This window comes from Teichococcus coralli, assembly GCF_009829925.1.
Lineage (GTDB): Bacteria > Pseudomonadota > Alphaproteobacteria > Acetobacterales > Acetobacteraceae > Pseudoroseomonas > Pseudoroseomonas coralli.
This window is the reverse complement of record NZ_SNVJ01000041.1, coordinates 1-12097: the sequence shown is the minus strand read 5'-3', so window position 1 is coordinate 12097 and position 12097 is coordinate 1. Positions and strand designations below refer to the sequence as shown.

Here is a 12097-nt window from a genome sequence, read left to right as displayed (position 1 = left end):
TCCGCGCCCGCCGCGCCTCCGCGCCCGCCCAATGGCGCATGAGCGGAAGCCCCGGCGGCAGCGGCATGTCCCGCCGCCCGGCTCGCATTTTCTCCTTGTGGAATCAGAACAATTTAGATTCGTGATGCGGTGATGGGAAACGTTAAGGCGGATCCATCTGTTGTCTCCGCCAGGCAAGCAACCGCAAGAAGGAGAAACGCCAATGGCCGTCATCGTCGGTTCTGAATTCGCTGACCGCATGGTCGCGCCGGACGCGCGGGCGGACGACATCATCTATTCGCTGAGCGGCGACGATTTCGTGGAGGCGCGCGGCGGCACCGACCTTATCGCGCCAGGTCCCGGCAACGACCGCATCGAGGGCGGCGACGGACGCGACACCATCCTGCTGTCCGGCAGCCTGGGCGATTACCAGCTCTTCCGGCATGACAACGAAGCCATCATCCGTGGCCCCGAGGGTGTTGATCAGTTGCTCGACGTCGAGGCCGTGCGGACCGACATCAGCGGCACGCGCGACCTCAGCGACGTGCCTGAGTTTTCCACCTACGCCTATCTGGCCTCATACCCCGACCTCGCCGAAGCGTACGGCGCGACGCAGCTTGGCCTGCCCCTCAGCATCAACGAGGAAGGAGCCTGGGCCCATTTCTACCTGCACGGAGCGTATGAGGGCCGCAGCATCACCTTCGATGAGTACAACTACGTCGCCGCCAACACCGACCTGATCGGCAGCTCGATGTATGGCCTTTCCGTGGAGAACGGGCCGGCGCTGCATTACCTGACGCATGGCCGCGCGGAAGGCCGCACGACGGATTTCGGCGGCGTGGCCTACATCGCCAGCTATGTCGATCTGATCAACGGCTACGGCAACGCGGGCGACGCGGCCGCGGTGGACGCCGCCGGCGCGCGGCACTTCGCGCAGTTCGGATTCCAGGAGGGCCGGCAGACCGACCTGTTCAACGAGGCGTCCTATGCCGCGCTGAACCCGGATCTCGCGGCCGGCGGGCTGGTGACGGAGGAGCAGCTCGCGCTCCATTGGGTCCAGCACGGAATCTTCGAAGGCCGCGCCGGCGCCTACGACCCCGTGATCGCCTGACGGCGAGGCGGTTCCGGACGGGGAGGGCCCGACCCTCCCCGCCGTCGTCTGAGGGTAGCCCGGCGCTTCGCGCTGCCGCGCGGCCGTGAAGCTGCCGCTCCCTGTGCGCTGACCTACGGCGGTGCTAAGCCGATGGAAACGCAGCAAAGGGGGAATGACCATGTCTGCCACCGCCACAGGGTCGCAGCCGCCCGACGACACCAGCCTCACCGGCTTCTTCCGTGGCATGACGCCGCCCGAGCGCAAGACCTTCTGGGCCTGCTTCTTCGGCTGGGCGCTCGATGCGATGGACTTCATGATCTACCCGCTGGTGATCGGCACGATCATCGCGCTCTGGCAGGTGGATCGCGGCATGGCCGGCCTTGCCGTGACGGTGACGCTGCTCTTCTCCGCCGTGGGCGGCTGGATCGCCGGCTACATCTCGGATCGGCTGGGCCGCGTCCGTACGCTGCAGATCACCATCATCTGGTTCTCGGTGTTCACGCTGCTCTGCGCCTTCGCGCAGGACTTCACCCAGCTCATCATCCTGCGTGCCCTGCTCGGCCTCGGCTTCGGCGGCGAATGGGCGGCGGGCGCGATCCTGATCGGCGAAACCATCCGCGCGAACTACCGTGGGCGCGCCGTGGGCTCGGTGCAGTCCGGCTGGGCCTTCGGCTGGGGTGTCGCGGTGCTGCTGCAGGCGGTCACCTTCAGCCTCGCGCCGCCGGAGACCGCCTGGCGCATCATGTTCGCGCTTGGCGCGGTGCCGGCGCTGCTGGTGTTCTTCCTGCGCCGCCATGTGGAGGAGCCGAATGTCGCCGCCCGCGCGCGGGCGAACGCGGCCGGCGACCAGCCGCGGATCTGGGAGATCTTCGCGCCCGGCATCCTGCGTACCACCATCCTCGCCGCGATGCTCGGCACCGGCGCGCAGGGCGGCTACTACGCCGTCACCACCTGGCTGCCGACCTACCTGCGCGTGGATCGTGGCCTCACCGTGCTGAACTCGGCCAGCTATCTCGCGGTGCTGATCGCCGGCAGCTTCACCGGCTACATTGTCGGCGCCTGGCTGGCCGACCGCATCGGCCGGCGCAAGCTGTTCATTGCCTTCGCCATCCTCGCCTCGCTGCTGGTGCTGGCCTACACCGAGATGCCGCTTTCGGACGGCGTCATGCTGGTGCTGGGCTTCCCGCTCGGCTTCTGCGCCTCGGCCTATTTCTCCGGCCTCGGCGCCTTCTTCACCGAGCTTTTCCCGACGCGGCTGCGCGGCTCCGGCCAGGGCTTCGCCTACAATTTCGGCCGCGGCATCGGCGCGCTGTTCCCCACGCTGGTCGGCTATCTCTCGGCCTCGATGTCGCTGGCAACCGCGATCGCCATCTTCGCCATCCTCGCCTATGGCCTGATGCTGCTGGCGGCGCTGCTGCTGCCGGAAACCCGTGGAAGGGTGCTCGACGCCAATGACTGAACCCTCCGTCGGCCCGTGCGACGCCAAGGCGCTCTGCCCGGGCCCCGACCCGGAGCCGCATGGCCCCACCCGCTTCACCGTGCCGGCCGGCGCGGTGGACACGCATGCGCATGTCATCGGCCTGCCGCCGGACTGGCCGCTGGTGCCGAACCGCAGCTACACGCCGCCCGCCGCGCCGCGCGAGGCCTACCTCGCCATGCTGGACGCCACCGGCATGACCTATGGCGTGCTGGTGCAGGTCAGCGTGCATGGCACCGACAATCGCCTGATGCTGCAGACGCTGCGCGCCGACCCGCAGCGCCTGCGCGGCGTGGCGGTCGCCGCGCTCGGCCGCCCCGACAGCGAGTACCGCGCGCTGAAGGAGGCCGGCGTCACCGGCCTGCGCGTGAACGTGCTGTTCGGCGGCGGCGTCAGCATGGACGACCTCGAATCCTATGGCGACCTTTGCCGGGAATACGGCTGGCACCTGCAGTTCCTGCTCGATGCGCGGGACCTGCCGCAGCTCGCACCGCGCCTCGCGCGGCTGCCGGTGCCCGCCGTGGTGGACCACATGGGCCATTTCCCCGCCGCCGAGGGCGTGGGCCATCCCGGCTTCCAGGCGCTGCTCGGCCTGGTGCGGGACGGCGCCTGGGTCAAGCTCTCCGGCGCCTACCGGCTCAGCAACGCGGCGCCCGCCTATGCGGAGGCCACGCCGCTGGCGCGCGCGCTGCTGGAGGCGGCGCCGGGCCGCTGCGTCTGGGGCTCGGACTGGCCGCATGTGGCGAACTGGGGCGCGATGCCAAACGTCGGCGACCTGCTCGACCTGCTGGCCGACTGGGCGCCCGACGAGGCCGTACGCCATCGCATTCTGGTCGAGAACCCTGCGCGGCTCTACGGCTTTCCGGCCGTTAAAGGCGGATGAAGGGCAGAACCGGGGGAGAATGAGTTCTCCCCCGGACCCCCTCTGCTTTTCCGCCGGTTCTGCCGCGCTCCCGGGGAGCCTCCACGCCGTGGCCGAGGCAGTCCCGGCGCTTGCGGCCGGGCAGCTCTGCCGCATGGGCGCCGCCACGCGTGGAACCGGAAACGGATGGAAGAAGGAGTTGGTTTGGGAAAGTCCATCTCCCCCAACCTTGTTTCCCCGCCCCTGGGCAAATCCGCCGTCGCCCTCTAATCCCGCAGCATGACCCCTGATGCGGCGATTCAGGCCGAGGGCCTGACCAAGCGCTACGGCGAGACCACCGCCGTGGATTCGCTGCGCTTCACCCTGCCGCGCGGCGCCACCTGGGGTCTCCTGGGCGGCAATGGGGCGGGCAAGAGCACCACGATCGCCATGCTGCTCGGCATCCTCGTGCCCAGCGAGGGCCGCGTGACGGTGCTGGGCCACGACATGGCCCGCAACCGCTTCGCCGCGCTGGTGCGGATGAACTTCTCCTCGCCCTATGTTGCGCTGCCGCACCGGCTGACGGTGGCGGAGAACCTGCGGGTTTATGCGCATCTCTACGATGTGCCCCGGGCCGAGGCGCGCATCGCCGAGCTGGCCGAGACGCTGCAACTGGAAGAAATCCTGCACCGCCGCGCAGGCCAGCTCTCGGCCGGGCAGAAGACGCGCGTGGCGCTCGCCAAGGCGCTGGTGAACCGCCCGGAATTGCTGCTGCTGGACGAGCCCACCGCCAGCCTCGACCCGGACACCGGCGACTGGGTGCGCTCCTGGCTGGAGCGCTACCGGGAGGAAAGCGGCTGCGCCATCCTGCTCGCCAGCCACAACATGGCCGAGGTGGAACGGCTTTGCGGCCATGTGCTGATGATGAAGCGCGGCCGGCTGGTGGCGGAGGGCAGCCCGGCCGAGCTTGTGACCCGCTTCGGGCGGGACAACCTGGAGGACGTGTTCCTCGACATCGCGCGGGACCGCCGTGCCCTGGGGGAGACAACGGCATGAGGGCCTCGCTGCGCCGCATCTGGGGGCTGGTCTACCGCCACCTCGCGCTCTACCGCCGCTCCTGGCCGCGGCTGCTGGAGCTGATGTACTGGCCGGTCCTGCAGATGCTGGTCTGGGGCTTCGTCACCGCCTACCTGGCGGGCGTGCAGCAGAACATGGGCTCGGTGGCGGCGGGCATGCTGCTCGGCGGCGTGTTGCTGTGGGAGGTGGCGCTGCGCAGCCAGATGGGCTTCGCCATCACCTTCCTGGAGGAGATCTGGAGCCGCAACCTCGGCCATGTCTTCGTCAGCCCGCTGCGGCCGGGCGAGCTGGTCGCCGGGCTGGTGGCGATGGCGACGCTGCGGATGCTGGTCGGCGTTCTGCCGGCGGTCGGACTGGCCTGGCTGCTCTACGGCTTCGGGCTTTTCTCGCTTGGCCCGGTGGTCGTGCTGTTCTTCGCCGCGCTGATGATGATGGGCTGGGCGGTCGCGCTCGGCGTCACGGCGATGATCCTGCGTCACGGCGCGGGAGCGGAGCCGCTGGCCTGGTCGGTGCTGTTCGGCCTGACGCCCTTCGCCTGCGTGTTCTACCCGCTCAGCACCCTGCCGGCGCCGCTGCAATGGGTGGCGCAGGCGATCCCGGCCGCGCATGTCTTCGAGGGCATGCGGGCGGCGCTGCTGCAGGGGCGGGTGGACCTCTGGCATCTCGGCGCCGCCTTCGCACTGGACGTGGTCTGGCTGGCGCTGCTGGGCCGGGTCTTCCTCGGGCAGTTCGAGGCAGCGCGGCGCAGCGGCGCACTGCTCAGCATCGGCGAATAAGGCCCTTCAGCCGAACCAGAGCGCGTCCGGGTCGGGAGCGCCGCGGCCGAGGGCCTGGGCAAGGGCCATGGCGATTTCCGCCTGGGTGGCGGCGGAGGGCGGCCCTTCCATGGCAGCCGGCGCGGGCCCGAAAGGCAGCGCGCCAGGATCGAGGCCGATGCCCTGCGGCTCCTGCAGCCGAAGCTGCAGGGCGACGTCGGCCGCGAGGCGCAGCAGGGCCTCGTGCGCGGGGACCTCCCGCCATTCTGGCAGGCGCGTGGAGAAGGCGAGGCGGCTGGCGAATTCCAGCAGGCCCGGGGCGTCGCCGGCCCAGGGGGGAGGGGCGGCGCCCTCGGGCGGGGGGGCGTAGGCGGGCAGCATGCTCAGGTTCTCCTGCGCCCCCTTGCGGGGGTGGTGAAAGCGGCCAGGCGCGGCGGAGAGGGGGGCATGCTCCGCCGCGCCGGTGGCAGCATCGGCCAGCCGACTTGAACAAAGCGTGAAAATTGGCCGGCGCGATGCAGGAATTTCGTTCCGGGCCGAAAGGCGCTACAGCAGCCTGCGTGAACCCGACCCGCTTCTTCCTGATCCGTCACGCCATCGTCGAGCCTTCGGCGCGCGTGATGATGTATGGCGACATGGATGTTGCCGTCTGCGCCCTGGCCATGGCGCAGGAAACCGCGGCCTATCGCTGGCTGGCCGAGCGCCTGCCGCGCGAGGCGCGCTGGTTTCATACCCCGCTTTCCCGCACCCGCTCCACCGCGGCGGCGATCGTCGCCGCCGGCTATCCGGAGCCGGAGATGGCGGTGGAGCCGCGCTTCGCCGAACAGCACCTCGGCGCATGGCAGGGCATCAGCTACGACGCCCTGACCGAGATGCTGAACGATCCGCCGCATCCCTTCTGGCCGCATGGCGCCTTCGAGCGCCCGCCGGGGGGCGAGAGCCTGCAGGACGTGATCGACCGCCTCGGCCCGGCGCTGGACGAAATGGCCGAGCGGCATGCGGGCGAGAACCTGGTGGTCGTGGCGCATGGCGGCTCCATCCGGGCCGCCGTGGCGCACGCCCTGAAGCTCGATCCGCACCAGGCGTTTCAGCTTTCGGTGAAGAACCTGTCGCTGACGCGGCTGGAGAACCACGACGGCCACTGGCGCGTTGCCTCCATCAACGAGGAGCCGCCCGCCGCCACCAGCGCCTGAGGCGCGGTCAAGCCGCGCGCGAGGGCAGGTTGGCCTCAAGTTAGGCTTGCCACGGCGCGGCCATGAGGTCATTCCTGCGCAACGGCTTGGCGGAGGACCCTCATGCGGCAATTCATCTTCGCTGCGATGCTTTGCGCCACGGCAGCCCTGGGCGCCGTGACCACTGCGCGCCCCGCCCTGGCCCAGGGCGAGCAGCAGGCCCTGGTGGACCGCTCCACCCTGGCGATGCAGGAGATGCTCGGCGCCGCCGGCGGCGCTGACGCGGCGCATTTCAACGATGCCATCACCCTGCTGCGCCGGGCTCGGGCGGTGATGATCTGCCCCCGGGTGTTCCGCGCCGGCTTCATCTTCGGCGGCCAGGGCGGCTCCTGCGTCCTGCTGGCGCGGGACGGCGCCGGCTCCTGGTCCTCGCCTGCCTTCTACGGAATGGGCAGCGGCAGCGTCGGCTTCCAGATCGGCGTGCAGGACGCCATGGTCATGATGGTGATCCTGACCGACAAGGGCCTTTCCGCCCTGATGGACAGCCAGTTCAAGATCGGCGCCGACGCCTCCATCGCGGTGGCGACCATTGGCGGCGGCATCGCCGGCGCCACCACCGCGGCGGTGGGAGCGGACATCGTCACCTTTGCCAAGACGCGCGGCCTCTTCGCCGGCATCGCGCTGGACGGCTCGCTGCTCAGCGGCCGCAGCGACTGGAACCGCATCTACTACGGCCAGAGCTACGGCGCGCGGCAGATCGTGGTGGACATGGCGGCGCACAATCCGGGCGCCGACCCGCTGCGCGCGGTGCTGATGCGCTTCGGCTCGCCGAGCCCGCAGGCCGCCCAGCAGGGCTATGCCCCGCAGCAGGGCTATGCACCGCCGCAGAACCACGCGCCCCAGCAGGGCTATGCGCCTCAGCAGGGCTATCAGCCGCCACCCGGTGGCGGCGTGCAGGCCGAGCCGCTGCGCTGAGGCCAGGGGGCTCGGCCTTCCGGAATCCCCGCCGGGGTGACAGGGTCACCCCGGACCCCGCCGCCAACGCGCCCGCGCCGGTACGCCCGCCGCTCAGACCCCGGCGTCGAGCCCCGCGCGCAGCCGCCGGGCGCCGGGCGTGGCCGGGTCGACCAGCCCCTCGCGCAGGAAAAGGTCGATCAGCACCAGGTTGACGTTGAACTTGAAATCGTCGCCTTCGCGCACCGCCTCCAGCACGCGGGGGGCGGGCCAGAGCTCGAAATGCTCCACCTCGTCATCATGCGGGGTGGGGGTGAAGTCCTCGGGCAGCTCCAGGTCGAAGACGTGCAGCACGTCCCGCCGCAGCCCCTCGTCGTTGCGCATGATGTAGGAGACGCGCCCCGCCGGCACGGCCCGCCCCGCCAGTTCAGGCGGCAGGCCGGCCTCCTCGCTGCCTTCCTTGACCAGCGTTTCCTGCGGCGTCAGCCCGGCCGGGGTGCCGCCGGCCACCATGTTGTCCCACTGGCCGGGCGCCACCGCCTTGTCCCTGGCCCGCTTGCCCAGCCAGATGTGCAGCCCGTCCGCCCGGCGCACCAGCCCGTTCAGGTGCGCCCCCTGCGAGATGATGCCGAAAGGCGGGATGGCGGCGCGGTCCAGCCGGGCCAGCACCGGGCCCTCCGGCGTGGCGCGCACGTCGAACAACTCGCCCCGCAGCTTCAGGAAGCCGGCCTTCTCCAGGCCCTTGGCCGCATCCGCCAGCACCCGCTCGCGCGCCGCCGCGCCGCGCAGGCCGGCGGGCAGCGAGACCCCCTTGCCGTCGAAATGGAAGTCGCGCGGGCGGAAGGCCAGCCAGCGGGCCAGCTCGGGGTCCAGCCAGCCGACCTGCTCCGTCCCGATGCGGAACGGCACCAGCCCGGTGGGGGAGGCGACGTTGTTGCAGGCGGCGATGTGGCGGGCGAGGTCCTTCATGCCCCTCTCTTGGCCCCGCGCGGCACGGCCGGCAATGGCCTGCAGGGCGGCGCCGCCGGCTTTTGCCGCCCTCCGCGCGTTGTCAGCCGGGGTCGCCGCCGTCATCTAACCGGCGACGCTGTGGAGAACGCCTCTTGCCCCCTGCTCCCGATACCGCCGAGCCGCCTCGCCAGCGCGGCCACTTCCAGACCCTGCTCACCCTGGCCCCCTATCTTTGGCCGCGCGGCGAGACCGGCCTGCGCGCCCGCGTCGTCATCGCGCTGGTGATGATGGTGCTGGCCAAGGGCGCCAACGTCCTGGTGCCCATCGTCTATGCGCGCGCGGTGGACGTGCTCGGCCCGAAGGACGGCGCGGCGGCGCTGGTGACGGCGCCGGTCGCGCTGGTGCTGGGCTACGGCCTGCTGCGCGTCACCAGCTCCTGGTTCGCCGAACTCAGGGACGCCGTCTTCACCCGCGTGCAGGCGCGGGCGGGGCGGGTGATCGCGCTTCAGGTGTTCCGCCACCTGCATACCCTCTCGCTGCGCTTCCACCTGGACCGGCAGACCGGCGGCATGTCCCGCGTCATCGAGCGCGGCACGCGGGGGATCAATTTCGTCCTCGACTTCATGCTGTTCAACATCATCCCCACGCTGATCGAGATCCTGCTGGTGGCGGGCATCCTGTGGGGGATGTTCAACATCTCCTTCGCCGCGGTGACGCTGCTGACCATCGGCCTCTACATCGCCTTCACGCTGGTCTTCACCGACTGGCGGCTGCGCTTCCGCCGGGCGATGAACGCGATGGACCAGGAGGCCAACACCAAGGCCATCGACAGCCTGCTGAACTACGAGACGGTCAAGTATTTCGGCAACGAGAAGCACGAGGAGCGGCGCTACGACGCCACCCTGGCGCGCTACGAGCAGGCCTATACCCGCTCCGAGGTGACGCTGAACTACCTGAACATGGGCCAGTCGGCGATCATCGCCATCGGCCTCACGGCGGTGATGCTGATGGCGGCATATGGCGTGGCCAACCGCAGCATGACGGTGGGCGACTTCGTGCTGGTGAACACCTACCTCATCCAGCTCTACCTGCCGCTGAACTTCCTCGGCTTCGTCTATCGCGAGATGAAGCAGGGCCTGGTGGACATGGAGGCGATGTTCACCCTGATGCGCGAGCACCAGGAGGTGGCCGACGCGCCGGATGCGAAGCCGCTCGCCGCCGGGCCGGGCGCCCTGGCCTTCGAGGGGGTACGCTTCGGCTACCGGCCCAACCGCACCATCCTGAAGGGCGTCTCCTTCGAGGTTCCGGCCGGCCGGACGCTGGCCATCGTGGGACCCACGGGGGCCGGCAAGTCCACCATCTCCCGCCTGCTGTTCCGCTTCTACGACGTGCAGTCCGGCCGCATCCTGCTGGACGGGCAGGACATCCGCGGCATCACCCAGGCGAGCCTGCGCGCCGCCGTCGGCGTGGTGCCGCAGGACACCGTGCTGTTCAACGACACCATCCGCTACAACATCGCCTATGGCCGTCCGGACGCCTCCGAGGCCGAGGTGGTCGAGGCGGCGAAGCTCGCCCAGGTGCATGACTTCGTCCTGCGGCTGCCGGAGGGCTACGACACGCTGGTCGGCGAGCGCGGCCTGAAGCTCTCCGGCGGCGAGAAGCAGCGGGTGGCGATCGCGCGGACCATCCTGAAGGACCCGCGCGTGCTGATCCTGGACGAGGCGACCAGCGCGCTCGACACCCGCACCGAGCAGGAGATCCAGGCGGCGCTGCGCGGCGTCTCGGCCGGGCGCACCACGCTGGTGATCGCGCACCGCCTCTCCACCGTGGTGGAGGCGGACGAGATCCTGGTGCTGCAGGACGGCCAGGTGGCCGAGCGCGGCAGCCACAGCGTTCTGCTGGCGGAGGACGGGCTCTATGCCCAGATGTGGCGTCGGCAGTCCGAGGCGGTGGCCGCCGCCGAGGCCGCCGCGGCGGCGCAGCAGGCCGCCATCGCCGCCGGCGTGGCGGCGGAGGAGGGGCGGCGCCAGCCCGCGCACGATCCAAGCGGCTGATCTCCGCCGCGAGGGCCTTTCGCCGGGCCGCCGGCGTGACTATGTGACCGAACCGAATCAGGAGGGCACCAGATGCAACTCGATCCGCAGGGGGTGGCCCCGGAAGATCTCAGCCACGCGGGCTCCGTGGTGGACAAGGCCATCGAGTACATGATCGAGCAGAAGATCGCGCCGATCTCGGTCGCCTCCGCCCTGCTCGGCGGCGCGCTGGGGCTGATGGCCCGCAGCATGGAGGACCGCGCCATCGCAAACGTCCTGCGCAGTGCGCTGATGTCCGTCGAATCCGGCGAACTGCGCGAGATGCGGCACGGGCCCGCCTCGGACCGGGACGGGCTCTGAAGAAAGAACCGGGGGAATTCCTTTCCCCGACCTTTTCCCCGCCCGGGCGATCCTTGACTCTTGCGGGGTGTCGGGCCATACGCCCCGTCTGATTTTCATTCTGGGTGTGCGGTCGCTGCCGCGGCCCCGGTTCCATCTTGAAGGGTAGCACCATGGCTCGCCGTTGCGGCATCACCGGCAAGGGCGTGTTGACGGGCAACAACGTCAGCCACGCCAACAACAAGACACGTCGCCGGTTCCTTCCGAACCTGCAGGAGACCTCGTTCTTCTCCGACGTGCTCGGCACCTCCGTGCAGATCCGCCTCTCCACCAACGGGATCCGCACCGTGGAGCACAATGGCGGGCTGGACTCCTTCCTGCTCGGCACCTCCGACCGCAAGCTGCCGGAAGAGGCGCTGGTGCTGAAGCGCCGCATCCAAAAGGCCCAGGCGAAGCGGGCCGCCGCGGCTCCCGCCGCCTGACTTCTCCAGGCCCGGCGCGAGCCGGGCAGGATGGCGAAAAAATGAGACGCGTCGTGCCCTGCACGGCGCGTTTTTTACGTCTGGATAAGCTTCGTCGCGCAGCATGAGCGGCATGGCAACAACCATGCTCCTTCTCACGCTGACCAACGCCTGCACCGCGGCGGCCCTTCTCTTCTGCCTGCTCGCCTGCCCAGGCCGGCGGCGGGCGGAGCGCCGCGCCGCCGGCCTGGCGCAGGAACTCGCCGCCCGCAACCGGCAGCTCGACCTCTTCGCATCCGAGCTTCAGTCCCTCGGTCTTGGCATGATGGGGCAGGCGAACGCCACGCCCGCGGCCGGGATGGACGGTGGGGTGGAGGGGCATGGCCGCGCCCTGCTGTGCCTGGCCGCCGATCTGCGGGACGCCGCCGCCCTCGCGGCCGGCCCGCGCGTGCTGAAGGAGGAGGCGCTGCAGCTCGGCCCGGTGCTGGAGGAGGCGCTGGAGCAGGTGAGGCTGGCGCTGGTTCCGAGCCGCCGTCAGTGGCGGCTGGCGCCGGAGCTGCACGAGATCGCCATCCTGGCCGATCGCCGCGCCATTCGGGGAGCACTGGTGCAGGTGTTGACTCGGGCTGTCCGCCACACCCGCAACGGCGACCCGATCGAGCTCCGGCTGGTTCGCGCGGCCGAGACCGTCGCCATCGTGGTGGAGGACGAGGGGGCCGGACTGGCCGCCGAGGACCTCACCGCCATCGGCGGTACCGGCACGCGCGGCCTGGGGCTGGGGCTGGTGGTGGCACGGCAGCTGCTGCACGCGCATGACGGCGAGCTGACCGTTGAGGCCGTGAAGGGCATCGGCGCCCGCGCCTGGCTGACCCTGCCGCGCCGCCGGCTGCTGGAGCCCGCCCCCAGCCCAGGGTGAACGCGAGCCCAGGGTGAGCACTAGAGCGGTTTCCGATCAGTCTGCATCG

At 70.4% G+C, this 12097-nt stretch carries 13 protein-coding genes; 11 read left to right on the top strand and 2 right to left on the bottom strand.

The genetic code is table 11. The annotated features are described in order from the left end of the window. Window positions 1–202: 202 nt before the first annotated feature. The 5 genes from E0493_RS22340 to E0493_RS22320 all read left to right on the top strand — a co-directional run bounded on the left by E0493_RS22340 (window position 203) and on the right by E0493_RS22320 (window position 5243). Window positions 203–1090, top strand: coding sequence for a hypothetical protein (locus tag E0493_RS22340; protein ID WP_160939481.1), 888 nt, complete (start codon window positions 203–205; stop codon window positions 1088–1090). A 154-nt stretch (window positions 1091–1244) separates the two neighbouring features. Beyond that, window positions 1245–2531: an MFS transporter gene (locus tag E0493_RS22335; RefSeq protein WP_235913978.1), complete on the top strand. Its 1287-nt coding sequence runs from the start codon at window positions 1245–1247 to the stop codon at window positions 2529–2531. Next, window positions 2524–3432 carry an amidohydrolase family protein gene (locus tag E0493_RS22330; RefSeq protein ID WP_160939480.1) on the top strand — a complete coding sequence of 303 codons (909 nt, stop codon included), beginning with the start codon at window positions 2524–2526 and terminating at the stop codon, window positions 3430–3432. Before E0493_RS22335 ends, E0493_RS22330 begins: the two co-directional genes overlap by 8 nt. 258 nt (window positions 3433–3690) lie before the next feature. Then, a complete protein-coding gene (locus E0493_RS22325) occupies window positions 3691–4446 on the top strand; it encodes an ABC transporter ATP-binding protein (RefSeq protein ID WP_160939479.1) in 756 nt (251 codons plus the stop codon). Beyond that, window positions 4443–5243 (top strand): ABC transporter permease, encoded by an 801-nt coding sequence (locus tag E0493_RS22320; RefSeq protein ID WP_160939478.1) that lies wholly within the window; start codon window positions 4443–4445, stop codon window positions 5241–5243. Before E0493_RS22325 ends, E0493_RS22320 begins: the two co-directional genes overlap by 4 nt. Window positions 5244–5249: 6 nt before the next feature. Here the strand turns inward: E0493_RS22320 and E0493_RS22315 are convergent, their stop codons facing one another. Continuing rightward, window positions 5250–5603, bottom strand: coding sequence for a hypothetical protein (locus E0493_RS22315; protein ID WP_160939477.1), 354 nt, complete (start codon window positions 5601–5603; stop codon window positions 5250–5252). Window positions 5604–5782: 179 nt separating this feature from the next. Here E0493_RS22315 and E0493_RS22310 point away from each other — a divergent pair, with 179 nt between their 5' ends. Together E0493_RS22310 and E0493_RS22305 are read left to right on the top strand one after the other, a co-directional pair. Further along, window positions 5783–6415, top strand: coding sequence for a histidine phosphatase family protein (locus E0493_RS22310; RefSeq protein ID WP_160939476.1), 633 nt, complete (start codon window positions 5783–5785; stop codon window positions 6413–6415). A gap of 102 nt (window positions 6416–6517) precedes the next feature. Further along, window positions 6518–7369 carry a lipid-binding SYLF domain-containing protein gene (locus E0493_RS22305; RefSeq protein WP_160939475.1) on the top strand — a complete coding sequence of 284 codons (852 nt, stop codon included), beginning with the start codon at window positions 6518–6520 and terminating at the stop codon, window positions 7367–7369. A gap of 93 nt (window positions 7370–7462) precedes the next feature. Here E0493_RS22305 and E0493_RS22300 read toward each other — a convergent pair whose 3' ends face one another. Further along, window positions 7463–8317, bottom strand: coding sequence for an NUDIX hydrolase (locus E0493_RS22300; protein WP_160939474.1), 855 nt, complete (start codon window positions 8315–8317; stop codon window positions 7463–7465). Window positions 8318–8451: 134 nt separating this feature from the next. On the opposite strand from E0493_RS22300, the gene E0493_RS22295 reads away from it, so the two are divergent. The 4 genes from E0493_RS22295 (at window position 8452) to E0493_RS22280 (ending at window position 12048) form a co-directional block, all read left to right on the top strand. Continuing rightward, window positions 8452–10353, top strand: coding sequence for an ABCB family ABC transporter ATP-binding protein/permease (locus E0493_RS22295; protein WP_235913977.1), 1902 nt, complete (start codon window positions 8452–8454; stop codon window positions 10351–10353). A gap of 72 nt (window positions 10354–10425) precedes the next feature. After that, a complete protein-coding gene (locus E0493_RS22290; protein WP_160939473.1) occupies window positions 10426–10692 on the top strand; it encodes a hypothetical protein in 267 nt (88 codons plus the stop codon). 152 nt (window positions 10693–10844) lie between these two features. Beyond that, complete coding sequence (gene rpmB, locus E0493_RS22285) at window positions 10845–11153, top strand: 50S ribosomal protein L28 (RefSeq protein WP_160939472.1); 309 nt, start codon at window positions 10845–10847, stop codon at window positions 11151–11153. Between the two features lie 124 nt (window positions 11154–11277). After that, complete coding sequence (locus E0493_RS22280) at window positions 11278–12048, top strand: sensor histidine kinase (RefSeq protein ID WP_160939471.1); 771 nt, start codon at window positions 11278–11280, stop codon at window positions 12046–12048. Window positions 12049–12097 lie beyond the last annotated feature (49 nt).

Bases quoted from the DNA above. Each gene is read 5' to 3' on its own strand.
- E0493_RS22305 (WP_160939475.1), top strand. From the start codon at position 6,518: ATGCGGCAATTCATCTTCGCTGCGATGCTTTGCGCCACGGCAGCCCTG.
- E0493_RS22315 (WP_160939477.1), bottom strand. From the start codon at position 5,603: ATGCTGCCCGCCTACGCCCCCCCGCCCGAGGGCGCCGCCCCTCCCCCC.
- E0493_RS22325 (WP_160939479.1), top strand. From the start codon at position 3,691: ATGACCCCTGATGCGGCGATTCAGGCCGAGGGCCTGACCAAGCGCTAC.
- E0493_RS22300 (WP_160939474.1), bottom strand. From the start codon at position 8,317: ATGAAGGACCTCGCCCGCCACATCGCCGCCTGCAACAACGTCGCCTCC.
- E0493_RS22290 (WP_160939473.1), top strand. From the start codon at position 10,426: ATGCAACTCGATCCGCAGGGGGTGGCCCCGGAAGATCTCAGCCACGCG.
- E0493_RS22320 (WP_160939478.1), top strand. From the start codon at position 4,443: ATGAGGGCCTCGCTGCGCCGCATCTGGGGGCTGGTCTACCGCCACCTC.
- rpmB (WP_160939472.1), top strand. From the start codon at position 10,845: ATGGCTCGCCGTTGCGGCATCACCGGCAAGGGCGTGTTGACGGGCAAC.
- E0493_RS22330 (WP_160939480.1), top strand. From the start codon at position 2,524: ATGACTGAACCCTCCGTCGGCCCGTGCGACGCCAAGGCGCTCTGCCCG.
- E0493_RS22340 (WP_160939481.1), top strand. From the start codon at position 203: ATGGCCGTCATCGTCGGTTCTGAATTCGCTGACCGCATGGTCGCGCCG.
- E0493_RS22335 (WP_235913978.1), top strand. From the start codon at position 1,245: ATGACCATGTCTGCCACCGCCACAGGGTCGCAGCCGCCCGACGACACC.
- E0493_RS22280 (WP_160939471.1), top strand. From the start codon at position 11,278: ATGCTCCTTCTCACGCTGACCAACGCCTGCACCGCGGCGGCCCTTCTC.